24 protein-coding genes are annotated in these 22,442 nt (G+C 72.3%); 10 read left to right on the top strand and 14 right to left on the bottom strand.

From position 1 onward, the window contains the following. Nucleotides 1–265: 265 nt before the first annotated feature. Nucleotides 266–649, top strand: coding sequence for a nuclear transport factor 2 family protein (locus ACIGDI_RS08820; RefSeq protein ID WP_399892622.1), 384 nt, complete (start codon nucleotides 266–268; stop codon nucleotides 647–649). Between the two features lie 98 nt (nucleotides 650–747). On the opposite strand, the gene ACIGDI_RS08815 is transcribed toward ACIGDI_RS08820, so the two are convergent. Further along, nucleotides 748–1,671 (bottom strand): AraC family transcriptional regulator, encoded by a 924-nt coding sequence (locus ACIGDI_RS08815; protein ID WP_399892619.1) that lies wholly within the window; start codon nucleotides 1,669–1,671, stop codon nucleotides 748–750. 101 nt (nucleotides 1,672–1,772) lie between these two features. On the opposite strand from ACIGDI_RS08815, the gene ACIGDI_RS08810 reads away from it, so the two are divergent. Further along, nucleotides 1,773–2,756 carry an oxidoreductase gene (locus ACIGDI_RS08810; protein ID WP_399892616.1) on the top strand — a complete coding sequence of 328 codons (984 nt, stop codon included), beginning with the start codon at nucleotides 1,773–1,775 and terminating at the stop codon, nucleotides 2,754–2,756. Here the strand turns inward: ACIGDI_RS08810 and mgrA are convergent. Then, complete coding sequence (mgrA, locus tag ACIGDI_RS08805) at nucleotides 2,746–3,741, bottom strand: L-glyceraldehyde 3-phosphate reductase (RefSeq protein WP_399892613.1); 996 nt, start codon at nucleotides 3,739–3,741, stop codon at nucleotides 2,746–2,748. The two genes, ACIGDI_RS08810 and mgrA, sit on opposite strands and share 11 nt — an antisense overlap. 200 nt (nucleotides 3,742–3,941) lie before the next feature. Here mgrA and ACIGDI_RS08800 point away from each other — a divergent pair, with 200 nt between their 5' ends. Beyond that, the gene (locus ACIGDI_RS08800; RefSeq protein WP_399892610.1) at nucleotides 3,942–5,492 is read left to right on the top strand and encodes an MFS transporter; all 1,551 of its coding nucleotides are present in this window, start codon (nucleotides 3,942–3,944) and stop codon (nucleotides 5,490–5,492) included. Between the two features lie 32 nt (nucleotides 5,493–5,524). Here ACIGDI_RS08800 and ACIGDI_RS08795 read toward each other — a convergent pair whose 3' ends face one another. Together ACIGDI_RS08795 and ACIGDI_RS08790 are read right to left on the bottom strand one after the other, a co-directional pair. Next, a complete protein-coding gene (locus ACIGDI_RS08795; RefSeq protein WP_399892607.1) occupies nucleotides 5,525–6,094 on the bottom strand; it encodes a TetR/AcrR family transcriptional regulator in 570 nt (189 codons plus the stop codon). 63 nt (nucleotides 6,095–6,157) lie between these two features. After that, the gene (locus ACIGDI_RS08790; RefSeq protein WP_399892604.1) at nucleotides 6,158–6,382 is read right to left on the bottom strand and encodes a hypothetical protein; all 225 of its coding nucleotides are present in this window, start codon (nucleotides 6,380–6,382) and stop codon (nucleotides 6,158–6,160) included. 161 nt (nucleotides 6,383–6,543) lie between these two features. Between ACIGDI_RS08790 and ACIGDI_RS08785 the strand changes: the two genes are divergently transcribed. Further along, nucleotides 6,544–7,437, top strand: coding sequence for a LysR family transcriptional regulator (locus tag ACIGDI_RS08785; protein WP_200702639.1), 894 nt, complete (start codon nucleotides 6,544–6,546; stop codon nucleotides 7,435–7,437). Nucleotides 7,438–7,454: 17 nt separating this feature from the next. Further along, complete coding sequence (locus ACIGDI_RS08780; protein WP_399892599.1) at nucleotides 7,455–7,970, top strand: DUF664 domain-containing protein; 516 nt, start codon at nucleotides 7,455–7,457, stop codon at nucleotides 7,968–7,970. Here ACIGDI_RS08780 and ACIGDI_RS08775 read toward each other — a convergent pair. Further along, nucleotides 7,952–9,022: an adenosine deaminase gene (locus ACIGDI_RS08775; RefSeq protein ID WP_399892596.1), complete on the bottom strand. Its 1,071-nt coding sequence runs from the start codon at nucleotides 9,020–9,022 to the stop codon at nucleotides 7,952–7,954. The two genes, ACIGDI_RS08780 and ACIGDI_RS08775, sit on opposite strands and share 19 nt — an antisense overlap. A 45-nt stretch (nucleotides 9,023–9,067) precedes the next feature. Next, nucleotides 9,068–9,460 carry a VOC family protein gene (locus tag ACIGDI_RS08770; protein WP_399892594.1) on the bottom strand — a complete coding sequence of 131 codons (393 nt, stop codon included), beginning with the start codon at nucleotides 9,458–9,460 and terminating at the stop codon, nucleotides 9,068–9,070. A 195-nt stretch (nucleotides 9,461–9,655) separates the two neighbouring features. Between ACIGDI_RS08770 and ACIGDI_RS08765 the strand changes: the two genes are divergently transcribed. Continuing rightward, entirely contained in the window at nucleotides 9,656–10,114 is a 459-nt protein-coding gene (locus ACIGDI_RS08765; RefSeq protein WP_399892591.1) for a pyridoxamine 5'-phosphate oxidase family protein, read from the top strand. A 163-nt stretch (nucleotides 10,115–10,277) separates the two neighbouring features. On the opposite strand, the gene ACIGDI_RS08760 is transcribed toward ACIGDI_RS08765, so the two are convergent. The 3 genes from ACIGDI_RS08760 to ACIGDI_RS08750 form a co-directional block, all read right to left on the bottom strand. Further along, nucleotides 10,278–11,303 (bottom strand): alcohol dehydrogenase catalytic domain-containing protein, encoded by a 1,026-nt coding sequence (locus ACIGDI_RS08760; RefSeq protein WP_399892588.1) that lies wholly within the window; start codon nucleotides 11,301–11,303, stop codon nucleotides 10,278–10,280. A 266-nt stretch (nucleotides 11,304–11,569) separates the two neighbouring features. Further along, nucleotides 11,570–11,869 (bottom strand): SHOCT domain-containing protein, encoded by a 300-nt coding sequence (locus ACIGDI_RS08755; protein ID WP_399892585.1) that lies wholly within the window; start codon nucleotides 11,867–11,869, stop codon nucleotides 11,570–11,572. Nucleotides 11,870–11,952: 83 nt separating this feature from the next. Continuing rightward, nucleotides 11,953–12,375, bottom strand: a complete 423-nt coding sequence (locus tag ACIGDI_RS08750; RefSeq protein ID WP_200702653.1) for a DUF6325 family protein — start codon at nucleotides 12,373–12,375, stop codon at nucleotides 11,953–11,955. Between the two features lie 162 nt (nucleotides 12,376–12,537). On the opposite strand from ACIGDI_RS08750, the gene ACIGDI_RS08745 reads away from it, so the two are divergent. After that, nucleotides 12,538–13,851, top strand: a complete 1,314-nt coding sequence (locus ACIGDI_RS08745) for a hypothetical protein (RefSeq protein WP_399892582.1) — start codon at nucleotides 12,538–12,540, stop codon at nucleotides 13,849–13,851. Between the two features lie 29 nt (nucleotides 13,852–13,880). Here the strand turns inward: ACIGDI_RS08745 and ACIGDI_RS08740 are convergent, their stop codons facing one another. Beyond that, the gene (locus ACIGDI_RS08740) at nucleotides 13,881–14,537 is read right to left on the bottom strand and encodes a GAP family protein (RefSeq protein WP_399892579.1); all 657 of its coding nucleotides are present in this window, start codon (nucleotides 14,535–14,537) and stop codon (nucleotides 13,881–13,883) included. Nucleotides 14,538–14,871: 334 nt separating this feature from the next. On the opposite strand from ACIGDI_RS08740, the gene ACIGDI_RS08735 reads away from it, so the two are divergent. Then, entirely contained in the window at nucleotides 14,872–15,678 is an 807-nt protein-coding gene (locus ACIGDI_RS08735; protein WP_399892576.1) for a YhjD/YihY/BrkB family envelope integrity protein, read from the top strand. A gap of 35 nt (nucleotides 15,679–15,713) precedes the next feature. Here the strand turns inward: ACIGDI_RS08735 and ACIGDI_RS08730 are convergent, their stop codons facing one another. The 4 genes from ACIGDI_RS08730 to ACIGDI_RS08715 all read right to left on the bottom strand — a co-directional run bounded on the left by ACIGDI_RS08730 (nucleotide 15,714) and on the right by ACIGDI_RS08715 (nucleotide 20,285). Continuing rightward, the gene (locus tag ACIGDI_RS08730) at nucleotides 15,714–17,021 is read right to left on the bottom strand and encodes a chloride channel protein (protein WP_399893019.1); all 1,308 of its coding nucleotides are present in this window, start codon (nucleotides 17,019–17,021) and stop codon (nucleotides 15,714–15,716) included. A gap of 272 nt (nucleotides 17,022–17,293) precedes the next feature. After that, the gene (locus tag ACIGDI_RS08725; protein WP_399893015.1) at nucleotides 17,294–18,625 is read right to left on the bottom strand and encodes an aldehyde dehydrogenase family protein; all 1,332 of its coding nucleotides are present in this window, start codon (nucleotides 18,623–18,625) and stop codon (nucleotides 17,294–17,296) included. 107 nt (nucleotides 18,626–18,732) lie between these two features. Then, the gene (locus ACIGDI_RS08720; protein WP_399893012.1) at nucleotides 18,733–19,929 is read right to left on the bottom strand and encodes an RNA polymerase sigma factor; all 1,197 of its coding nucleotides are present in this window, start codon (nucleotides 19,927–19,929) and stop codon (nucleotides 18,733–18,735) included. A 5-nt stretch (nucleotides 19,930–19,934) separates the two neighbouring features. Next, nucleotides 19,935–20,285 (bottom strand): YciI family protein, encoded by a 351-nt coding sequence (locus ACIGDI_RS08715; protein ID WP_399892572.1) that lies wholly within the window; start codon nucleotides 20,283–20,285, stop codon nucleotides 19,935–19,937. A 99-nt stretch (nucleotides 20,286–20,384) separates the two neighbouring features. On the opposite strand from ACIGDI_RS08715, the gene ACIGDI_RS08710 reads away from it, so the two are divergent. Next, complete coding sequence (locus ACIGDI_RS08710) at nucleotides 20,385–21,431, top strand: acyl-CoA dehydrogenase family protein (RefSeq protein ID WP_399892569.1); 1,047 nt, start codon at nucleotides 20,385–20,387, stop codon at nucleotides 21,429–21,431. Nucleotides 21,432–21,504: 73 nt separating this feature from the next. Beyond that, nucleotides 21,505–22,431: a class I SAM-dependent methyltransferase gene (locus tag ACIGDI_RS08705; RefSeq protein WP_399892566.1), complete on the top strand. Its 927-nt coding sequence runs from the start codon at nucleotides 21,505–21,507 to the stop codon at nucleotides 22,429–22,431. The last annotated feature ends 11 nt before the right edge of the window (nucleotides 22,432–22,442 follow it).

Genomic DNA, 22,442 nt, shown 5'->3' with positions numbered 1-22,442 from the left:
TGTGCGGTACGTGACGGCGTCTTCGCTCGCCGTTAAGTGCCTCAACTGTTGAGTATGTTCACGGCTGAATCACTGTCACCATGAATTTCCGGCCAGTCTCCTGGCATATTCACAGCGGCAGTTGGCCGAAACGTGACGGCCGCCGTCATTACCTGAGGGGTAATCGACCCTCCCGTCCCGGCCGGGCATGGTGGTTCCACCGGGTCGCCGAGACCGCGACCCGGTCTCTGACCAGCAACGACTACCTCTGTGGAGGCTGATCGCCATGTCCGCGAACACCGAGCGCTACGAGAACGCCGTCGCCCGTTACTTCGAGGCCTGGAACGCCGCCGGCGAGGAGGAGGTGGCGAAGGCCGTCGCCGCCGCCTGGGCCGCCGACGGCTCCTACACCGACCCGCTCGCGGACGTCAGCGGGCACGAGGGGATCGCCGCGGTGATCACGGGGGCCCACGCGCAGTTCCCGGGGTTCGCCTTCCGGCCCGTCGGCACGGTGGACGGCCATCACGACACCGCCCGCTTCGCCTGGGAGCTTGTCAGCGAGGCCGACGGCTCGGCACCGGTGGCCGGATACGACGTGATCACGCTCGACGCGGACGGCCGTATCCGCACCGTGCTGGGCTTTCTGGACCGAGTGCCCGCGGGAGCGTGAGACGGGTCGTGCCGCCGGTCGCCGTTGCGGGCGCAACCCGGGACGACGGCGGCCGGACCTGCCCCGTCACGCCGAAGAGCGCCGGGTCGGAGGGTGCCTCAGCGCCCGCCGTCTTCCCGGTAGCGGCGGGGCGCGACTCCCGTCGACCGCTTGAACGCGTTGCTGAAGGCGCTCTCGGAGCTGTAGCCGACCGAGCGGGCGAGGACCGAGACGGGGACGGTGTCCTGCCGCAGGGCGCGGGCGGCCAGACTCATCCGCCAGTTGAGCAGATAAGTGAGGGGCGGCACCCCGGCCGCCTCCCTGAACCGGACGGCGAAGGTGGTGCGGGACATCGCGGCCGCCCGGGCGAGTTCGCCGAGCTGCCAGGGGTGCGCGGGATCGCCGTGCATCAGGCGCAGGGCGGGGGCCAGGCGCTCGTCGGCGAGGGCGCGCAGCCAGCCGGGCGGCAACCCGCCGGAGTCGGCGAGGCAGACCCGCAGCACCTGCACGAACAGCAACTGGGCGAGGTGGTCCGAGGCGAACTCCACACCGGCCCGGTGCGCCCTGACCTCGTCGGCCAGCCGACCGATCAGCCAGCTCAGCACCGGCGCCTCGGCGGCGTCCGCCCGTACGTGGATCAGCTCCGGCAGCGCCCGGCGCAGCAGTTCGCCGCTGTCCCGGCTCAGGTCGATGTGCCCGGACACGCACACCACCTCCTCGGCCGTGCCCTCGCCGAGCCGCGCCATACGGCTCGCGGGGTCCATGACCGCCCGGCCGGAGTCCACTGGTTCGAGGCCCAGTTCGCTGCACAGGACGTAGGGCTGGGCGCCGTCGGAGACGACGACGTCCCCCTCGGACACCTTCAGGGGCTCCCCGCCGCCCTCCCGGACCAGCAGGCACCCGCCGCGCACCACGGCGACCACCTTGAGCCGGTCCCGCCCGCGCAGCCGGACCGCCCAGCTACCACCGGCCGTGAAACCGCCCGAGAAGACGCTGCGGGCGTCGGCGACGGCCAGAGCGTCGGAGAGCGGGTCGGCGGACACGCTCGAACTATCACGCAAGTAACGCGAACTCACAAGCATTCATCGTACGACTCCAGGTTCTTACGGTGGCATGGACGGCTCACTCAGAGGAGACACGCACCATGACCACCGCAATGCAGCCCCTGCCCTCCGGCTTCGGCGCCGCTTCCACCGCCGAGGAGGTGATCAAGGGCGTCGACCTGACCGGGAAGGTCGCGATCGTCACCGGCGGCTACTCGGGGATCGGCCTGGAGACGGCACGGGTGCTGCGCTCCGCCGGCGCCGAGGTCGTCGTACCGGCGCGCGACCTCCGGCGGGCCCGGGCGGCCCTGGAGGCGGTGCCGGGTGCCGAGGTCGAGCACCTGGACCTGCTGGACCCGGCGTCGATCGACGCCTTCGCCGAGAAGTTCCTTGCCTCCGGGCGACCGCTGCACATCCTGGTCGACAGCGCCGGGATCATGGCGACTCCGCTGTCGCGGGACGCCCGTGGGTACGAGGCGCAGTTCGCCACGAACCATCTGGGCCACTTCCAGCTCGCCGCGCGCCTGTGGCCCGCGCTGGTGGCCGCCGGCGGCGCCCGGGTGGTGTCGGTGTCGTCGCGGGGCATCCGGTTCGGCGGCGTCGACTTCGACGACCTGCACTTCGAGCGCCGCCCCTACGAGCCGTTCGTCGCCTACGGCCAGTCCAAGACGGCCAACGCGCTGTTCGCCGTGGAACTGGACCGGCGCGGGCGGAGCCAGGGCGTGCGGGCCTTCGCGGTGCACCCGGGCACCATCATCGACACCGGTCTCGCCAAGCACGTGCCCGCGGAGGCCGTCCGCGCCTCCGGAGCCGTGGACGCGCAGGGCAACCCGGTCCGCGACCCCGCCCGCCAGCTGAAGACGGTCGCCCAGGGGGCGGCCACCAGCGTGTGGTGCGCGACGGACCCGCGACTGGACGGACTGGGCGGGGTGTACTGCGAGAACTGCGACATCAGTCCGCTGGTGGCCCCCGAGGAGGAGGCCGCCTGGCGGGCCGGGGCGGAGACTCCCGGCGTCCTGCCCTACGCCGTCGACCCGGAGGCGGCGGCCCGCCTCTGGGAGGTCAGCGAACGGCTCACTGCTTGACGATCGCGTCGATGCGGGCGAGCTCGTCGGCGTCGAAGTCCAGGTTGCGGGTGGCCGCGACGCTGTCCTCGATCTGCTGCGGGCTGCTCGCACCGACCAGGGCGGAGGTGACCCGTCCGCCGCGCAGCACCCAGGCCAGGGCCATCTGGGCCAGGGTCTGGCTGCGGCCCTCGGCGATCTCGTTGAGCGAGCGAAGCCTGCCGACCAGGTCCTCGGTGACGGCGTCCGAGTCGAGGAAGGGGCTGTCGCTCGCCGCCCGCGAGTCCTCGGGGATGCCGTCGAGGTACCGGGAGGACAGCAGGCCCTGCTCCAGCGGCGAGAAGACGATCGAGCCGACCTGGAGCTCGTCCAGGGCGTCCAGCAGGCCGCCGTCCTCGGGGCGGCGGTCGAGCATCGAGTAGCGCGGCTGGTGGATCAGCAGCGGGGTGCCGAGCTCGCCGAGGATGCGGGCGGCCTCCCGGGTCTGCTCCGCCGAGTAGTTGGAGATGCCGACGTAGAGCGCCTTGCCCTGCTGGACCGCGGAGTGCAGGGCGCCCATCGTCTCCTCCAGGGGAGTCTCCGGGTCGGGGCGGTGGGAGTAGAAGATGTCCACGTAGTCCAGGCCCATCCGCTTCAGGCTCTGGTCCAGGGAGGACAGCAGGTACTTGCGGGAGCCCCATTCGCCGTACGGGCCCGGCCACATCAGGTAGCCGGCCTTCGTGGAGATCACCAGCTCGTCGCGGTAGCGCGCGAAGTCGTCCTTGAGCGCCTCGCCGAAGGCCAGCTCGGCGGCGCCGGGCGGCGGGCCGTAGTTGTTGGCCAGGTCGAAGTGGGTCACGCCGAGGTCGAAGGCACGGCGCAGGATGGCCCGCTGGGTCTCGACGGTGCGGTCGGCCGGGCCGAAGTTGTGCCACAGGCCGAGCGAGATCGCGGGGAGCTTCAGGCCGCTGCGTCCGGTGCGCCGGTAGGGCAGGTCCGCGTAACGGTCGGGGTGTGCGGTGTACAACGCGACTCCAGAGGGGTTGGCACACGGATTGACGGTTCCGGGGAACCGGTCTCCACTCTTTCGTGACCTGCGGCCATTGGTCCAACAGGCGAATGCGATGCAATTCAGCGGGTCGGCTTCTCAATCGCCGGGCCACAGGGCCCGTCGGGGGGCCGTTCGGTACCTGCCGGTGGCTGCGGCTCCGGGCGCTCCATGGAGGTATGACGTATGTGGACGACATACCGCAGGCAGCCCCGGCACCGGACGCGGGCAGCGGCAGGAGCCGCTGGACGGCGCTCGTGGTGCTCTGTGTGTCGCTGCTGATCGTGACGTTGGACAACACCATTCTGAACGTGGCGCTGCCCACGCTGGTGAAGGAACTCGGCGCGACGACGACCCAGTTGCAGTGGATCGTGGACGCCTACGCGCTCGCGTTCGCCGGGCTGATGCTGGTGGCCGGCAGCGGCGCGGACCGGTTCGGCCGCAGGCGGGTCTTCACCACCGGGCTCGCCGTGTTCGGCGCGGCCTCGGCGTGGGCCGCGTATTCGGGCTCGGTGGGAATGCTGATCGCGGCGCGCGCCGGGATGGGGGTGGGCGCGGCGATGATGATGCCCGCGACGCTGTCGATCATCACGGACGTGTTCCGGGACCCCGGCGAGCGACGGCGGGCCATCGGCGTGTGGGCCGCCACCAGCGGACTCGGGATCGCCATCGGCCCGGTGGCGGGCGGCCTGCTGCTGGAGCACTTCTGGTGGGGGTCGGTCTTCTGGGTCAACATCCCCTTCGCGCTGGCCGGGCTGGTGTGCGCGCGACTGCTGGTGCCGGAGTCCCGCAACCCCACCGCGCTACGACCGGACCCGGTCGGGGCGGTGCTGTCGATCGCGGGCCTCGGACTGCTGCTCTGGTCGATCATCGAGGCGCCGGTGCGCGGCTGGTCGTCGGCGCTGGTGCTGGGCGCGGGCGCCGCCGGGCTGGCCGTGCTGGTGTGCTTCGCGCTGTGGGAGCGGACCACCAGCCACCCCATGCTGAACCTGCGCTTCTTCGCCGAGCGGCGCTTCTCGTTCGCCACTTCCTCCGTCGCCCTGGCGATGTTCGGCCTGTTCGGCGCGCTGTTCGTGCTGACCCAGTACCTGCAGTTCAGCCTCGGCTACTCGGCCCTCGCCACGGGGGTCCGCATCCTGCCGGTGGCCGGTCTGCTGGCGCTGGTGGCGCCGCTGTCCCCGGTGCTGGTCCGTGCGGCGGGCACCAAGGCGGTCGTGGGCACGGGGCTGCTGGTCGTCTCGGGCGGTCTGTGGCAGCTGTCCCGCGCGGACGTGTCGTCGACGTACGGCGACGTCCTCGTCGGCATGCTGCTGCTCGGTCTGGGCGCGGGGCTCGTGGTTCCGGCCGCGCTCGATTCCCTGATGGGCACGCTGCCGCCGGGAGACACCGGTGTGGGCTCGGCGTCCAACGGCGTGTCCGTCCAGCTGGGCGGCGCCCTCGGTGTCGCCGTGATCGGCAGTCTGCTGACGACCCGCTACCAGGACCGCATGGGCCCGCCCCTCGCGCCGTACCGTCTGCCGCACGGGCTGTCGGACAGTGTCCTCGGGTCGCTGGGCGGCGCGCTCGAACTGGCCGGGCGGGTGGGCGGCACGTCCGGGCGGCTGCTCGCGGCGCTGGCCCGCTCGGCGTTCGTCAGCGGGATGGGGCTCGGTCTGACGGTCGGCGCCGTGGTCGCGGCGTGCGGTGCGGCTCTGGCGTTCGCGGCCCTGCCGTCCCGGCCGCGTGACTGATCTGCCGGATCGGTGTGCTGGGCCGGCGTCCGTCAGTCGTGCGGTGCGATGCCGGCGAGGACGAGTTGCACCACGCCGTCCAGGAACGTCTCGTCCAGGGGCTCGCGGGTCAGCAGCAACCGCATGTGCAGGGGGCCCATGAGCGCCTCGAAGACGAGGCGGTGGTCCAGGCCGGGACGGAGTTCGCCCCGTTCCTCGGCCCGGGTCAGCACGGCCGATCCGGCGGCGAAGCGGTGGTCCCAGAACCGCTCGCGGGCGCCCTCGTACTCCGCCATGTCCTCGCGCAGCGCCAGTCGCAGCAGCAGTTCACCGAGGGGGGTGCGGACGAACGCGGCGGTGCCCTGCAGCAGCGCAGCCAGGTCGGTGCGCAGGGCGCCCGTGTCCGGCACGGGCACCTCCGTCCGGGTGCGGTCGAGAACCGCTTCGAGCGCCAGGTTGAACCGGGTCCCCCAGCGCCGGTAGACCGAGCTCTCGTGGACGCCGGCGCGGCGGGCGATGTCGCCGATCGAGAGGGCGTCGAGGCCGCCCTCGAGCAGGACGTCGACCGTCGCTGCGAGGACAGCGGCACGGACTCGGGCGCTGCGGCCGCCCGGTCGGCGCACTCGGGAAGTGGTGGGGCCCGGCACCCCGCCAACGTATCTCAGGAGCCGTCACCCCAGGCGGGGTCAGCCCGCCTTGCGGTGCGGCTCGGGCTCCTGTTCCGGCCGCGGGAGCCGCACGACTGTGACGCCCGGGTCGCCCGGATCGCGCGAACTGCGGGGTGTCCGCGGCCGGTGGCCGGTGCTCCCCGGTGTGAGAGCGGCGACCAGCAGGGCGGCCGCGACCGTGGCCACCAGACCGGCCAGGACGATGAGCGTGAACGAGATCCAGAAACCGTCCGGGAGAAGCATCGAACGACCTTCCACTGAAGCGAGTTCCCTTGCGTCTGCAGTCTCCCGCCGCGCTCCTTCCTATTGCAGGGAGTGTCGCTTTTGGGGGTCGGGAACCGGCCGGTGAGCGCTTGCCTACCATTGCGGGGTGAGACCGGTCGTCGCCTGCGAGAAGGGGTCCGATGGAACTGCGCCATCTCCAGCACTTCGTGGCGGTCGCCGAGGACCAGCACTTCACCAGGGCGGCCGAGCGCCTCATGGTGTCCCAATCGGGCCTGTCGGCCTCGATCCGGGCGCTGGAGCGGGAGCTGCAGACGCCGCTGTTCGTGCGGACGACCCGCCGGGTGACGCTGACGGAGGCCGGACGGGCGCTGCTGGGTGAGGCGGAGCGCATCCTGGCGCAGGTCCGGGCCGCGCACGAGGCGGTGGCCGCCGTGCAGGGGGTGCTGCGGGGCACGCTCTCGCTGGGCACCGAGCAGTGCATCGCGGGGGTGCACACGGCGCGTCTGCTGGCCACGTTCCGGCACCGGCATCCTGACGTGGAGATCCGGTTGCGGCAGGCGGGCTCGGTGGAGCTCGCCGAGGAGGTCGCCGCGGGCCGGCTGGACCTGGCGTTCGCCTACCGCACCCAGGCGGACACCGACCAGCTCCGCTCGGCGGCGCTGACCGCCGAGCCGATGACCGTCCTGTGCCACCCCAGCCACCGGCTGGCCGCCGACGGCGCGGCCGTCACCCCGGACGACCTGGCGGACGAGGTGTTCGTCGACTTCCACCCCGACTGGGGCCCGCGCCGCACCACCGACGCCGCGTTCGCCGCCGCGGGTGTACGGCGCACCGTGGCGCTGGAGGTGAACGACGTGCACAGCCTGCTGGACCTGGTCGACGAGAACCTCGGCGTCGCGGTGGTGCCCCGGCACTTCCGGCACAAGCGGGAGACGCTGACCGCCCTGGCCGTGAAGGACACCGACGAGACCGTGTACGAGACGGTGGCGCTGCTGCCGCCGCACCGGGCGACCAGCCCGGCGGCCCGGGCCCTGATGGCGCTTCTGGAACAGGGGACGCACGACTGGCCGTGATGCGCGATGGTGGAGGGATGCATGCCAAGGACATCCTCATCGACGCGTACGACCGCATCCGGGAAGAAGTCCACGCCGTCGTGGAGGGACTCGGACCGGACGTGCTCAACGCCCGCCCGACCCACGACGCCAACTCCATCAGCTGGCTGGTCTGGCACCTCACCCGCGTCCAGGACGACCACGTCGCCGACGCCTTCGGGCTCGACCAGGTGTGGCTCGCGGAGGACTGGGAGAAGCGCTTCGGACTGGACCTGTCCCGCCGCGACACCGGGTACGGCCACAGTGCGGCGAAGGTCGCCAAGGTGCGGGTCGACTCCCCCGATCTGCTGACCGGCTACTACGACGCCGTGCACGAGCAGACCCTGCGAGCGCTGCGCTCACTGGCCGCCGCTGATCTGGAGCGCGTGGTCGACGAACGCTGGGAGCCGCCGGTCACCCTGGGCGTACGGCTGGTCAGCGTCCTGTCCGACGATCTGCAGCACGTCGGACAGGCCGCCTACCTGCGCGGTCAGCTTCAGAGCGCGGCTTCGTAGCCGGGCAGGACGACGTCCTCGATGAGGGCCTTGCGCTCGTCGAACGGGATGAACGCGCTCTTGAGGGCGTTCACCGTCACGGTGCGCAGGTCCTCGACCGTCCAGCCGGCCTCCCGCACCAGGAGCGACATCTCACGGGTCATCGTCGTACCGGACACCAGACGGTTGTCGGTGTTGAGGGTGACCCGGAAGCCGAGGTCCTTAAGGGCCGTGATCGGGTGCTCGGCGATCGAAGTCGCCGCTCCCGTCTGGAGGTTGGACGTCGGGCACATCTCCAGGGCGACACGGCGGTCCCGGATCCAGCCGGCGAGGCGGCCGAGCTTGCCGTCGACGATGTCGTCGGTGATGCGCACGCCGTGCCCGATGCGCTGGGCGCCGCACACCTGCAGGGCCTGGTGGATGCTGGGCAGGCCGTGTGCCTCGCCGGCGTGGATGGTGAACGGCACGCTCTCGCGGCGCAGGTGCTCGAAGGCGTCGAGGTGGTCGGCGGGCGGGAACCCGTCCTCCGCGCCGGCGATGTCGAAGCCGACCACGCCGGCGTCCCGGAAAGCGACGGCCAGGTCCGCGGCCTCGCGGACCCGGTCGAACATCCGCATGCCGCACAGCAGGGTGCCCACGCGGACCGGGGTGCCGGCGGCGGCCGCCTTGGCCATGCCGGAGGCGAGACCCTCCTGGACGGTCTCGACGACCTCGCTCAGGGCCAGCCCGCCGGCGGTGTTCAGCTCGGGCGCGTAGCGCACCTCGCCGTAGACGACGCCGTCGGCGGCCAGGTCGAGGACGTACTCCTCGGCGGTGCGCAGCAGCCCCTCCCGGGTCTGCATCACGGCGAGGGTGTGCTCGAAGGTGGCTATGTAGCGCACCAGGTCACCGGAGTTGGCGGCCTCGTAGTACCAGGCGGCCAGCTCGTCCGGGTCGGTGGTGGGCAGGGTGTGCCCGACCGCCTCCGCGAGCTCCACCACGGTCTCGGGGCGCAGGCCGCCGTCGAGGTGGTCGTGCAGGACGGCCTTGGGGAGGCGGCGGATCACATCGGCGTCTACGCGCGTAGCAGTCATGGCGGGCTTTCTCGGGCAGGCGGTTCTGGGAGGGGTGGGAGGAGGTCAGTCGGCGGGCTGGAGCAGGTCCCAGCGGTTGCCGTACAGGTCCTGGAAGACGGCGACCGAGCCGTATGGCTCGTGGCGCGGCTCCTCCAGGAAGGTCACGCCCGCGGCGAGCATGCGGGCGTGGTCGCGGGCGAAGTCGTCCGTGTGCAGGAAGAAGCCGACGCGGCCGCCGGTCTGGTCCCCGACCCGGGCACGCTGGGTCTCCCCCTTGGCGCGGGCGAGCAGCAGCGCCGTGCCCTGCCCCGGCGCACCCGGTTCGACGACGACCCAGCGGGAGCCGTCCGGCCGCGGCGCATCCTCGGCGAGCCGGAACCCGAGGGCCTCCGTGTAGAAGCGGATCGCCTCGTCATAGTCGTCCACGACGAGGGTGACCAGGGCGACGCGTCTCATCGGGGGCCTTTCGGAGCGGGGGATTGACGGGTGAGGTTATACGTAAAACGTCGCGGACGCCAGTCCGCCCCTGTGCGGCGTCGCCGTGGCGCGCGAACCGCTCGTGCGGTGGCGGTTTGCGGGAGGGAGGAGGTCGCCGGATCCAGGACCTGGGCCCGAGGTGCGAGCGCGTGTGCATCGGTAGCGTGCGAGGGCATGAAGATCACCGAGCCGCCCCGTGATCCGCGGCGGCGCAAGGACGACGTACTGGCCCGGTTCGAACGGGAGTCCGACGTCTGGGTGGCGACCGCCGACGCGGACGGGCTGCCGTGTCTGGTCGCGTTGTGGTTCGTCTGGGACGGCGCGTGCTTCTGGGTGTGCACCCGGCTCACCAATCCCACGGGCCGCAATCTGCGCGACGGCGGGCGCACCAGGCTCGCCTTCGGCGACACCCGGGACGTCGTGCTCGTCGACGGCGACGTGGAGACGTTCTCCCGCGCGGAGGTGCCGGGTACGGCGGCCGACGCGTTCGCGGCCAGGACGGGCTGGGATCCGCGTGTGGACGCCGACTCGTACGCGTACTTCCGAGTCCGGCCCCGCGCCGTGCAGGCGTGGTGCGGGGTGCACGAGTTGCCGGGGCGCCATCTGATGCGGGACGGCGCATGGACGGTCTGAGGGGACCGGCTAGCGCCGGGCGGCAGACGGGCAGCGGGCGATGTTCGCCGCCGCCCTGGCCCGGCGGGCCGGAGGCGCTCCCCCGTCACGGACGGTCGTGACTCCCGACGGCCCGCGGCGCCCAGGCGACACCGGCCAGGTGGAACGCAGCGGCGCTCAGCACTCAGCGGGGCACGAGCACCATACGGAAGCGGGCGCCGCCGGAGAGCATCTTGCGGTAGGCGGCGTCGGCCTGGTCCAGCGGGACCGTCTCGGTCATCGGCCGGATGCCGTGCAGGGCGCTGAAGGCCATGGTGTCCCGCACGTCCTGCGCGGTGCCGGACGGGTGGCCGCGGACGATCTTGCCGCGCATCAGCAGCTGGACGGGGCTGATGCCCATCGGTTCGCTGTCGGCCCCGATGGCGACGAGTTCGCCGCGGTGCGAGAGGCCGTCCACGGTGGCCGTGATGGCGTCGGAGTTGCCCGCGGTCGCGAGGACGACCTTGCAACCGCCGAGTGACTGCAGCGACTCGGCGACCGGGGTGCCCGCCGTGCTGTCGACGTAGTGGTGGGCGCCGAGCCGCTTGGCGAAGTCCGCCTTGTCGGCCCCGCGCGCGATCGCCACGGTCTCGAATCCCATGGCGACGGCGTACTGCACGCCCAGATGGCCGAGGCCGCCGAGCCCGAGCACCGCGACGAGGTCGCCGGGCCGCGCGGAGCTGCGCCGCAGCCCGTTGAACACGGTGACGCCGGCGCAGGCCATCGGCCCGGCGTCGGTCGCCGAGAGCGCGTCGGGAATGCGGGCCAGCGCGTCGACCGGCGCGATCATCTGCTCCGCGAAACCGCCGTCGTAGGCCCAGCCGGGCACCTTGAGGTTGTCGCACACGATGAAGTCGCCCTGCCGGCACGGTGTGCAGTGGCCGCAACTGCCGCCGAACCAGCCCACGGCCACGCGGTCGCCCGTCCGCCAGCCCTTCGTCTCCGCTCCCTCGCCCAGCTCCTCGATCCGGCCGGCGCTCTCGTGCCCGGGCACCAACGGGAACCGGACGCCCGGCACTCCGGCGTTCACGAACAGGGCGTCGCTGTGGCAGATCCCGCACGCCTCCACGGCGATCCGCACGTGTCCGGGGCCCGGCCGCGGCACCTCGCGCTCGGTGATCCGGAACTGTCCCCCGGCTGCGTCGACCTGGGCGACTCGATAGGTACTCATCCGCATCTCCTGGAATGGGCGTTGGCTCTGGATCGGCTCACCGGCTCGCGAGCCGCTCCGCGCGCCGGGTGACGGGCGCGGGCCCGGGACGGTCGGGCGACCGTGCCTCGGCAGAAGGCTCGCGGGACAGGCCGTGCCCGTGTCCCACGGACGGCTTCTCCCAGTCCTCGCCCTGGTGGGAGAGCCCGGGGAGAAGCCCGGATGTGTTCGCCCCCGGCGCCCCGTGACGCCCTGTCAGGTTCGCGGTGCCGCCCTGCCGTGGACGGTCACGCGAGCAGCCTGCGCTTCTGCTCCTCGAACTCGGCTTCGGTCAGGACGCCTTGGGCCTTCAGCTCGCCCAACTGCTTGAGCTGGTCGATCTTGTTCGTCATGTCGTCGGCCGTGGAACTGGTGGGCGCAGGCGGGGGCGGAGGCGCCTCCTGGTAGCCCTGCTGCTGGTAGCCCTGCTGCTGGCCGCTCTGGGCCGCCCATCGCCCCTGCTGGCGACGTGACACGCGGTTGGAGACGGCGGTCGCCGTGCCCGCGACCACGGCCGTGCGGGCAACGCCGCGGAGAAGTCCTGGCATGAGAATCGCCTCTTACCGGAAGTCGTCGAAGGACCAGGTCCGTTGTTCAGGAGTTGACGAGTCCACGAGCCCGCGCCCTCACCTCACGACGCCGCTTCGGCGGCTTCGAGGGCGGCGAGGACGGCCTGTACGTTCAGGCGCCCGGAGGCGACGAGCTGCGCGCCGCCGCGCCGCAGGGCACTGGCGAAGGGGGCCGCCCAGAGGTTCTCGTAGACGAGCAGGCCGGCCGAGTTGCCCGGTTCCACGGCCGCGGCCGCCTCTTCCAGGTCGTCCTGGCCCAGCAGGTCGGAGCGGGCCCCCTCGAAGACGGCGAGGTCGAGCTGCCCGTCCCCGGTGAGGTCGGCGATCTCCAGCGCGGTCACCGAGCCGTCCTCGTCCTTCGTGATGAACCTCAGGTCGAGGATGCGGATGATGCCGCGGTCCACCAGATCGACCAGCAGGGGGAAGCCCTCGCCCGTCATGCGATTGCCGGGGAACTCCACGACCACGTAGTCGATCGGTCCCATGTCCTCGAACTGCTCGCTCACGGTGATCACCTCTGGCAGGCTGCGCAAAACCCCTGATTCTCATTGCAGCACCGGACGGGGACGGCCGCACCTTGTGCCCGTGTCACCCGGCCGGTTGCGCACGGCTAGCCCGTTCGGCTCCGCGGGTATCTCCTGTAAGGCATGACAGACAGCGACGCACTCCCCCCTGAGCGCCCGCGGGACGGCGAACTCGAAGAACTACGGCGCCGGGTGAGCGAACTGGAGAGCGCCCGGCACGAGCCCAAGCACCGGATGCGGGCGCTCGGTTCGTCCCTGCTGATCATCCTGGCGTCGCTGTTGGCCCTGCTCGCGGTGGTGGCGGTCTGGGCGAACAGCATCGTCCGGGACACCGATCGCTACGTCGCCACCATGGCGCCGCTCGCGTCGAACCCCGACATCCAGAAGGCGGTGACCAACCGGGTGACCGACGCCGTTCTGCAACGGGTCGACGTGAACGGGCTCGTGAAGGAGCTGAGCGACGCGGCCGCGCAGAAGGGCGTGCCGCCGCGGATCGCGACCCTGGTCGGCAACCTGGACGGCCCCATCGAGAACGGCCTGAAGCAACTGGTGAGCAACACCGTGATGCGCGTGGTCTCCAGCTCCGCCTTCGAGACGGCCTGGACGAACGCCAACCGCCGGGCCCACAGCGCCGTGGACAAGGCGCTGACGGGTAACAGCGACAGTGTCGTACAGCTGAAGGACAACGAGGTCGCCATCGACGTCGGGCCCATCGTGGCCCAGGTGAAGCAGCGTCTGGTCGACTCGGGGCTGGCGGTCGCCTCCAAGATCCCGACGGTCCACACGGACTTCGTCGTGGTCGAGGGCAAGGACGTCGGCAAGGTCAAGTCGTACATGCGGGTGCTGCAGATCCTCGGCAACTGGCTGCCCGTCATCGCGGTGCTGATCGCCGCGGCGGGCGTGTTCCTGGCGGTCCATCGCAGGCGGGCGCTGATCGGGGCGGCGATCGGGGTGTTCATCGCGATGGTGGTGCTCGGGGTGGCGCTGACCGTCTTCCGGGCGGTGTACTTGGACCATCTGCCGCCGGGCACCAACTCGGCCGCCGCGGGCGCCGTCTACGACGCGCTGGTGCGCTTCCTGCGCTCCAGTGTGCGGGCGGTCGGGGCGCTGGCCCTGGTCACGGCCATCGGCGCGTTCTTCGTCGGCCCCTCCCGCGGCGCCGTGTTCACCCGTCACTTCTTCAGCCGGAGCATCGGCGCGGGGCGGGACGCGTCCGTCTCGGCGGGGCTGCGGCTGGGCCCGGTGGGCCGGTTCGTGCACCGCTTCAAGAAGTGGATCGGGGTGGCGATCCTGGCGGTGGCCGCGATCGTGTTGTTCACCTGGAGCTATCCGACCATGGCGGTGGTCGTCTGGACCGCTCTGATCGTGCTGCTCGCCTTCGCCATCCGTGAGTTCCTGGACCCGGGGCCCACCGCCGCACCCGGTGCGGCGGTCTGACCCTCTCGGGGCTCGGCGGTGCCGTGGGTTCAGGACGTCAACTGGGCGATGCTTCTGCTCACCAGGAACAGCCCGGCCACCAGGGCGACGCCCACGAGCGCCTGTTCCTGGTGGGTCTCGATCCAGGTATGCAGCTTCCCCAGGCGCACCTTGGCCGTGTCCGGCGCGAACGTCGTGTAGATCTCCATCGTCAGCAGACTGCTCGTGGCGAGGAGGCAGTAGCCGAGCAGGACCAGGTAGGAGGAGGCGTGGGACAGGTCGGCGCTGACCACCGTCGCCGCCCCGGCCGCCACGAGCCCCCAGGGCTGGAGGAGCGGGCCGAGCCCCGCCGCGGTCCACACGGACAACCGGTCGAGCCGCGTCATCAGTCCACCGGTCGAGGTGCGCCGACGGCCGGTCCGCTCGCGGTTCTTGTGCCGGTACCAGCCGTAGCCGAGGAGCCCCAGGCCGATGGCGAGCTTGACGGCGGACACCGCGGTGGAGGGCGCGGACTTGGGCGCCGGCGGTTTGCCGCCGGTGGTGAGCAACACGGCGGCCAGGACGGCCACGAAGCAGGCCAGCCAGGCGAGGATGAACGCCAGGCCCTTCACGATGCCGCGTTGAGCCGACAGCACGAGGACGAACGCGGTCACCGACAACGGGAACACGGCGATCGCGAGGCCGATGATCACCAGGTCAAGCACCATCGCAGCCCCCGTACGACGCTGCCCGCCCCACTCCGGAGCGGCTCTCGCCCATGGCTCCAGTCTCACCGGTGGGGCAGCACCGCACAAATCCCCGCGAGCGGGTTCCGCGCACGGGCGCGGGCTCCGCATGTCGTTCACCCGCTCGGTCCGCGCCGCCTTCCTTTGGGGAGCCGTTCGGCCCCAGGGGCTGCAGGCTGGCAGCATGCAGTCAGGGACAGGGACCGGCAAGGACGGTCCGGACCGCCCGTCGCGCCGTGCGTGGCGACGGAAGCGGACGGGCTCGAAGGGCTCCGGGCTGACTGCGATGCGGGAACGGGCCGAGAAACGGTTCCCGGTGATCACGCACCTGCTGTCGCATCTGATCTCGGTGAACGTGTTCGACTCGGCGACCCGGCTGGCCGCCCAGACGTTCCTGACGGCCGTCCCCCTGCTGTTCGTGGTGGCCTCCATCGCCCCGGCGTCGCTGCGGCAGCAGTTCGCCACGTCCCTCCACGACACCTTCGGGCTGTCCGGAAGCTCGAACCAGGATCTGGCCAAGGTCCTCCTGGGCACCGACGACCCGTCCGACGAGCTCAGGCAGACCACCGGTGTGGTCAGCGGGCTGATGGTGCTCATCTCGGCCACCGCGTGCAGCCGTGCCATGCAACGTCTGTGCGAGCGTGCCTGGAGGATGCCCAAGGCGGGCGCCCGGGTGGCCGCCTGGCGCTGGGTCGCCTGGCTCGCGACGTGGATGCTGATGTTCGCGGTACAGGGGAGCCTGCGCAACGGATTCGGCCTGGGCCCGTGGCTGGGGGTGCCGCTGCTGCTGCTCGGGCAGACCGGCATCTGGTGGTGGACACAGCACCTGCTGCTGGCCGGACGCATGCCGTGGCTGCCGCTGCTGCCGGCCTCGCTGCTGACCGGCACGGCCCTGACCGTCGTGACCTTCACCGCGTCGCTGTACGTGCCCCGGGCCCTCAACCACAGCTTGGACAAGTACGGCTCTCTGGGCGCGGTCTTCACCCTGCTGTCCTGGCTCATCACGCTCTGCGTGATCGCGACCCTGTGCATGACCGCCGGCGCGGTCATCGCCCGTGAACCCTGGGCGGCCCACCGCCTGGGCACGCCCGGGCCGCAGGGCACTCCGTCCGACCGCGCGTAGTCAGCAGGTCCACCGGGGCGGGCGGAGCAGGAACGTCAGCCGGTCCGAGGGGCGTCGCCGGCCTCCCGGTCGGCGGGCCGCTCCCCGACCGCGGGGACACGCGGGCCCTGGGGCAGCCGCTGGCTGAGCACGAAGGACACGACCGACGCGAGCACCACCAGCGCGACCGTGTCCACGTTGCCCAGCAGGAGCACGACCAGGACGACACTGCTCACCGGCAGCCGCAGGGCCGCGGTCACCGACGCCGCCATCCCGACGGCCATCGCCGGCACCAGCCCCAGGCCGGGCAGCGGCGAAAGCAGCACGCCGAACGCCCCGCCCAGGAACAGGGCGGGGAAGATGGGGCCGCCGCGCAGGCTGCCCAGACACAGCGCGTACGCCAGGCCCTTGAAGGCCAGTACGGCGATGAGGGCACCCACCGGCCAGGCGTGCGGGTCCTGCGCCAGCTCGGACAGCGTGGACTCCCCGGACAGGGCCGCCTCGGCCGGCGAACGCCCGGTGGCGACCGCGTACAGGGTGATGCAGACCGCCGCGCCCAGCGCGCAGAGGGTCGTGTTCCGCACCGTCCGGGTCGTGACGAAGCGGGCGGCGAACCGGCCGCCGACGAAGGCCCAGTGGATGAAGAGCGCGATGGCCGGCGCCAGCACCAGCGCCCACAGCACGTCCCCCCAGTCGAGCGGTGCCGGCTTGGGCAGCCCGATGGACAGGCTCCCGGTCTCCAGGCCGGTCCATCGCACGAACCCGGTGAAGATCAGGTCTCCGACCCCGCTGGCCAGGAGGGCCGGCAGCATCACCGCGAACAGTTGCGGGCCGCCCAGCCCGGCGACTTCCATCAGCAGCACCGCGCCCACGATGGGGTTCCCGAAGAGCGCGGAGATGGCCGCCGCCGCCCCGGCCGCGCCGAGCAGTGACCTGCTCGCCTCGGTGTCCGGTGCCCGGACCAGCCTCGCGAACAGCAGGGCCAGTCCGCCGCCCATCGCGATCAGTGGTGCCTCGGGACCGAGTACCGCGCCGAGCGGCAGACCGACCAGGGCGGCGATCACGACTCCCGGCAGGGCCTTTTGGGTGATGCCGCCCGAGTGCAGACCCGCGGCCGGAACGTGTCCGCCCCGGCCCGGAAGCCGTGCGACCACCAGGCCGACGACGAGACCGGCCACCGTCAGCAGGGGCAGCCCCCACCACCAGGGGGCCTGCTTCCAGCCCAGGTCCTTGGGCCAGGTCGTCCAGATCAGCTGCTCCAGCCGGTGGATCGCCACCAGGAACCAGAACGCGATCAGCGCCACCGGAATCCCGATGAGCCCGCAGAACACCAGGGCCCTGCGGTAGTCCGGCCGGCCCAGCATGGTGCGCAGCAGATCGGCTTCCGGGGGCTGGTTGCGCGCCGCGGCCCCGGGGCCGCTCTCCGACGTCGTTCCGGCGATGGGTCCTCCCGGGGTCGGCGCCGCGGTACGCGGTCGCGTCGGGCTGACCACCGCATGACCTGTCGGCGCATAGCACGACGAACATACCCATAGAGGACCGAACGCGCTCGCCGTCCCGGACCGGTCGCCCGGGCGGGGACGACCTCACGGACCGCTCCGGACGCGTCCCGCTCACCGCTGCCGGGTCGGCCCTCTCAGCGGGTCGCGCTCAGCGGCTTCTCCAGCACGGCCTTGCGGTGGCTGAACGTCTCGATCGAGTAGCGGCCGTGATAGCTGCCCATGCCGCTCTCCCCCACCCCGCCGAACGGCAGGTCGGAGACGGTGAGATGGGCGAGCGGCAGACCGTGCCCGAGGCCGCCGGAGGACGTCTCGGCGGCGATCCGGTCGCGGGTGTCGCCGGACTCCGAGAAGACGTACAGGGCGAGCGGCTTGTCGCGGTCGTTGATGAAGTCGATCGCCTCGTCCAGTCCCGACACCGTGACGATCGGCAGGATCGGCCCGAAGATCTCCTCCCGCATCACCGGCGACTCGGGGTCGACGTCCGCCAGCACGGTCGGGGCGATGTACTTGGTGGCGCGGTCGCCGACGCCGCCGACGACCGTGCGGCCCGAGTCGAGCAGGCCGGTGAGCCGGTCGAAGTGGCGTTCGTTGACGATCCGGCTGTAGGCGCCGGAGGCCGAGGGGTCGCTGCCGTACAGCGCCTCGACCGCGCGGGTGAGGGCCGGCTCGAGGGCGACGGCCGTCTCCGGGTCGGTCAGCACGTAGTCGGGGGCCACGCAGGTCTGCCCGGCGTTGAGGAACTTGCCGCGGGCCAGCCGGTCGGCGACGACGTCGAGATCGGTGTCCCGGTCGACGAACGCCGGGGACTTGCCGCCGAGTTCGAGGGTGACCGGGGTGAGGTGCTCGGCGGCGGCGCGCATGACGACGCGGCCGACGGTGCCGTTGCCGGTGTAGAAGATGTGGTCGAAGCGCTCGGCGAGCAGGGCCGTGGTCTCGGGGATGCCGCCCTCGACGACGGCGACCGCGTCGGTGTCGAGGTACTCCGGCAGCAGGCGGGCCAGGGCGGCGGAGGTGGCCGGGGCCAGTTCGCTGGGCTTGACGACCACCGCGTTGCCCGCGGCGAGCGCGCCGACCAGTGGGGCCAGCAGGAGCTGGGCGGGGTAGTTCCAGGGGGCGATGACCAGGACGACGCCGAGCGGGTCGTACTGCGTCCAGGCGCGCGTGTCGTCGCCGAGATGGGCGGGGACCGGGGCCGGTTCGGGGCGCAGCCAGTGGGCGAGGTGGTCGAGGGTGTGGTCGATCTCGCGGACGGTGAAGCCGATCTCCGTGCGGTCGGCCTCGGCGGTGCTCTTGCCGAGGTCGGCGTGGAGGGCGGCGGCCAGGTCGGGACCGTTCTCGGTGAGCATGTCGCGCAGGCGGCGCAGCTGGGCGGTGCGCCATTCGACGGGCTTGGTGCGGCCGCTGCGGAAGGTGGCACGCAGTCGGGCGACGAGGTCGGCGGGCTGCTCGGGGGTGGGCTGGTTCATGGTGCCTCGCTGGTGGAACGGTCGGGTCTGCACGGTCAGGTGTATATGCCAACCTTTCATACACCAAAATAAATTCCGGCGCCCAGGGGACCGCTCCCCGTGTCCCGTCACGCGGACGGCAGTTCCTGTCGGCGGCGTTCCAGGAAGGTGCGCTCCGCCGGACTCTCGGCGCGTTCGACGGCCGCCTCGTAGGACCGCGCGGCCTCGGTCTCGCGGCCCAGCCGGCGCAGCAGGTCGGCGCGGACCGCGTGGAAGACGTGGTACGAGTCGAGGTCCAGGGCATCGACGAGGTCGAGCGCCCGGCCCGGTCCCTCGGTCTCGGCGATCGCGACCGCCCGGTTCAGGGCCACGACCGGGCTCGGAGCGACGGCCATGAGCTGGTCGTAGAGCCGTCCGACCTGCTCCCAGTCCGTGGCCCGCGCGTGAGGCGCGTCGCTGTGGACGGCCTGGATGGCGGCCTGGATCTGGTACGGACCGGGCCGGTTGCGGCGCAGACACCGTCGTACGAGGGACTGCCCCTCGGCGATGAGCTCCCGGTCCCAGCGCTCGCGGTCCTGCTCGGGCAGCGGCACCAGCGCGCCGTCCGCGTCCACGCGGGCGTCCCGGCGCGACTCGACGAGCAGCATCAGCGCGAGCAGCCCCGTGACCTCGGCCTCGTCCGGCATCAGCTCGGCCAGGAGGCGGCCGAGGCGTACGGCCTCCGCGCACAGCCCGGGTGAGCCTTCGTACCCCTGGTTGAAGATCAGGTAGACGACGGCCAGCACGCCCGCCAGCCGGTCGGGCAGGTCCGCGTCACGCGGGACCCGGTAGGGGATCCGGGCGGCGCGGATCTTGGCCTTGGCGCGGACCAGGCGCTGCGCCATGGTCGGTTCGGGCACCAGGAAGGCGCGGGCGATCTGCGGCGTGGACAGCCCGCCCAGCAGGCGCAGGGTCAGGGCGACCCGCGCCTGGGGGGCGAGCGCGGGGTGGCAGCAGGTGAAGATCAGGCGGAGCCGGTCGTCGCGCACGGGGCCCTCCTCGGCCGGTGCGTCGCCGGCGCGCAGCAGGGCGGCCTCCGCGTGTCGCTCGTCGCGTGTCGTCTCCCGGCGCAGCCGGTCGATCGCCCTGTTGCGGGCGGTGGTGATGATCCAGCCGGCCGGGCTCGGCGGCACGCCGGTCCGCGGCCAGCGCTGCACGGCGGTGGTGAAGGCCTCCTGGACGGCTTCCTCGGCGAGGTCGATGTCGCCGAGGAAGCGCACCAGGACGGCGACGGCCCGGCCGTACTCCGCACGGAACACGGCCTCGACGTCGACGGTGTCGGGCACGGGCACTAGTGGCTCTCCACGAAGGGCCGGACCTCGATCGGCAGGGTGGTGGCGCGGAGCGCCTTCCTGCCCCACTCCAGCGCTTCGTCCAGGTCGGCGGCCTGGATCAGGCACAGCCCGCCCAGGTACTCCTTGCCTTCCGCGAAGGGCCCGTCGGTGATCAGGACGTCGCCGCCCTCGGGCCGCAGCATGGTCGCGGTCTCGGGGCCGTGCAGACCGCCGGCGAAGACCCAGGCGCCGGCGTCGCGCAGTTCCTGGTTGAAGGCCTCGACGTCGCGCATGATCGCGGCGAGCGCGTCGGGCTCCGGGGGCGTGCCGTCGGTGGGGGTGACCACGCTGAGCAGGTAGTACGTCATGACGTCCTCCTTGGCGTCGTAGCTGTTGTCTCACCTCCTACACGAACGGCACACCCGCGGATCGACACCGCGCGCGACCGGATCGGCAGAATCTTCTCCATGACCGCCGCACCGCACCCGCTCCTGGCCGCCGCCCAGACCCTCGCCCGCGACCTCCTCGCCCCGAACGCGGAGCGCGTCGACCGGGAGTCGGTGCCCGCGAGTCACATCGAGGCGCTCAGACGCTCGGGGCTGCTGGGGGTGGGCGCGCCGCGGGAGTACGGCGGTGCGGGCGCCCCCGACCCGGTGGTACGGGAGGTGCAGGAGATCCTTGCGGGTGCCTGCTGTTCGACCTGGTTCGTGCAGACCCAGCACCACTCGCCGGTGCGCATGCTCGCCGCGTCGCAGTCGCCGGCACGGGAGCGGCTGCTGCGTCCGCTGGCGACCGGCGAGCTGCTGGCCGGCATCGCGTTCGCGCACGTGCGGTCCTTTCCGCGGGTGCCGGTGCGGGCGAGGACCGAGCGGGACGGCTGGCGCTTCGACGGCAGGGTGCCCTGGTACACGGGCTGGGGCCTGAACGACGTGATGCTGCTGGCCGGGGTCACCGATTCCGACGAGGTGGTGTTCGCGTTCGCCGACGCCCGCGAGCAGCCGGGGCTGCGCCCGTCGCCGCCGATGCGGCTGGCCGCGCTGACGGCGGCCCGCACGGTGTCGCTGGAGCTGGACGGCCTGTGGCTGCCCGGCGAGTCGGTGGTGCTGCGCACCTCGCGGGAGGCGTTCGCCCTCGTCGACCTGCCCCGCAACACCAACGCCTCCCCCGCCGTGTTCGGCATCGCCCACGCGGCGCTGCGGGTGGTGGAGGAGGCCGGCGAGAGCGAGACCGCGCGGGCCCTGCGGACGCGGCTCGACGAGGTGCGCGGCCGGGTGTACGCGCTGGCCGCGCATCCCGTGCCGCACGAGCGGATCGCGGAACGGCTGGAGCTGAAGACGCGTGCGTACGACCTGATGCGGGCCGCCACGACGGCGGCCGTGGTGGCCGGGGGCGGACGGGCCATGGACCTCGACAGCCCTGCCCAGCGGCTGGCCCGCGAGGGCATGTTCCTTCTGGTGCAGGGCCAGACGACCGATGTGCGACGGGCTCATCTCGACGCGCTCGCGCAGATCTGAGGCCGGTTCGGCTGTTCATCGGACGTTCAATCCGGTGACAGTTTCGGCCGCGCCCAGTGAGCAGAATCGCCTCATGGCGACCGCACAGGCAACCGACATCAAACTCCCCGGCGAACTCAAGGACGTCCCCGGCTGGTTCCCGCCGCTGGACCAGCTCCTGTTCACCTGGTTCCTCGAACGGCAGGAGGCCGCGGGCCTCAGGGGCGACCTGCTGGAACTCGGCGCGTACATGGGCAAGAGCGCGATCCTGCTCGGCCGACACCGCCGGGACGGCGAGGAGTTCACGGTCTGCGACCTCTTCGGCGGCGAGGCGCCGGACGGGGCCAACCGGGCCGAGACGGCGAAGTCGTACTCCTCCCTCACCCGGCAGGCCTTCGAGCGCAACTACCTTTCCTTCCACGACGCCCTGCCACGGGTGCTCGAGGCCCCCACCTCCGTGATCCCCGCGGAGGTCGCTCCGCGCAGCTGCCGCTTCGTCCACATCGACGCCTCGCACCTGTACGAGCACGTCCGCGACGACATAGGCGCCGCCCACGACCTGCTGGTGCCCGGCGGCATCGTGGTCCTCGACGACTTCCGCTCCGAGCACACCCCCGGCGTCTCGGTCGCCACCTGGGAGGCCGTGCTCAACCGCGGCCTGCGCCCGGTCTGTCTCAGCACGCAGAAGCTGTACGGCACCTGGGGTGATCCGGAGCCGGTGCAGGAGGAGCTGCTGGAGATGCTGCGGGCCCGCGCGGACGTCGGCCTGAGCGTGCAGGAGGCCGCGGGCCACCGGCTGGTGCGCGCCCGCGCCCTCAAGGGCATGCAGGCCCCGCCGTTTCCCCGCTCCCGGCACTACCGGGAGCCCGAGCCGCAGGTGGTCGCCCCGGATCCGGCCCCCGCGACCGCATCGGTTCCGGCACCCCGCCGCCCCCGGTCCCGGGCACGCCGGATAGGCGCGGACCTGCTGCCACCGATCATCACGAGGGCGGTCCGCCGCGCCCTGGCGAACCGCCCCTGAAAGACTCCGGC

Source organism: Streptomyces sp. NPDC085900, assembly GCF_044540925.1.
GTDB lineage: Bacteria > Actinomycetota > Actinomycetes > Streptomycetales > Streptomycetaceae > Streptomyces > Streptomyces gilvifuscus.
The sequence above is the reverse complement of the archived record's forward strand: the minus strand, read 5'-3'. Positions and strand labels throughout refer to the sequence as shown.

Excerpts from the sequence above, each read along its gene's own strand:
- ACIGDI_RS08745 (WP_399892582.1), top strand. The coding sequence starts at position 12,538 with ATGACAGACAGCGACGCACTCCCCCCTGAGCGCCCGCGGGACGGCGAA.
- ACIGDI_RS08800 (WP_399892610.1), top strand. The coding sequence starts at position 3,942 with ATGACGTATGTGGACGACATACCGCAGGCAGCCCCGGCACCGGACGCG.
- ACIGDI_RS08790 (WP_399892604.1), bottom strand. The coding sequence starts at position 6,382 with ATGCTTCTCCCGGACGGTTTCTGGATCTCGTTCACGCTCATCGTCCTG.
- ACIGDI_RS08715 (WP_399892572.1), bottom strand. The coding sequence starts at position 20,285 with ATGACGTACTACCTGCTCAGCGTGGTCACCCCCACCGACGGCACGCCC.
- ACIGDI_RS08770 (WP_399892594.1), bottom strand. The coding sequence starts at position 9,460 with ATGAGACGCGTCGCCCTGGTCACCCTCGTCGTGGACGACTATGACGAG.
- ACIGDI_RS08710 (WP_399892569.1), top strand. The coding sequence starts at position 20,385 with ATGACCGCCGCACCGCACCCGCTCCTGGCCGCCGCCCAGACCCTCGCC.
- ACIGDI_RS08785 (WP_200702639.1), top strand. The coding sequence starts at position 6,544 with ATGGAACTGCGCCATCTCCAGCACTTCGTGGCGGTCGCCGAGGACCAG.
- ACIGDI_RS08730 (WP_399893019.1), bottom strand. The coding sequence starts at position 17,021 with ATGCTGGGCCGGCCGGACTACCGCAGGGCCCTGGTGTTCTGCGGGCTC.
- ACIGDI_RS08760 (WP_399892588.1), bottom strand. The coding sequence starts at position 11,303 with ATGAGTACCTATCGAGTCGCCCAGGTCGACGCAGCCGGGGGACAGTTC.
- ACIGDI_RS08810 (WP_399892616.1), top strand. The coding sequence starts at position 1,773 with ATGACCACCGCAATGCAGCCCCTGCCCTCCGGCTTCGGCGCCGCTTCC.
- ACIGDI_RS08750 (WP_200702653.1), bottom strand. The coding sequence starts at position 12,375 with ATGGGACCGATCGACTACGTGGTCGTGGAGTTCCCCGGCAATCGCATG.
- ACIGDI_RS08820 (WP_399892622.1), top strand. The coding sequence starts at position 266 with ATGTCCGCGAACACCGAGCGCTACGAGAACGCCGTCGCCCGTTACTTC.
- ACIGDI_RS08725 (WP_399893015.1), bottom strand. The coding sequence starts at position 18,625 with ATGAACCAGCCCACCCCCGAGCAGCCCGCCGACCTCGTCGCCCGACTG.
- ACIGDI_RS08740 (WP_399892579.1), bottom strand. The coding sequence starts at position 14,537 with ATGGTGCTTGACCTGGTGATCATCGGCCTCGCGATCGCCGTGTTCCCG.
- ACIGDI_RS08780 (WP_399892599.1), top strand. The coding sequence starts at position 7,455 with ATGCATGCCAAGGACATCCTCATCGACGCGTACGACCGCATCCGGGAA.
- ACIGDI_RS08755 (WP_399892585.1), bottom strand. The coding sequence starts at position 11,869 with ATGCCAGGACTTCTCCGCGGCGTTGCCCGCACGGCCGTGGTCGCGGGC.
- ACIGDI_RS08775 (WP_399892596.1), bottom strand. The coding sequence starts at position 9,022 with ATGACTGCTACGCGCGTAGACGCCGATGTGATCCGCCGCCTCCCCAAG.
- ACIGDI_RS08705 (WP_399892566.1), top strand. The coding sequence starts at position 21,505 with ATGGCGACCGCACAGGCAACCGACATCAAACTCCCCGGCGAACTCAAG.
- ACIGDI_RS08765 (WP_399892591.1), top strand. The coding sequence starts at position 9,656 with ATGAAGATCACCGAGCCGCCCCGTGATCCGCGGCGGCGCAAGGACGAC.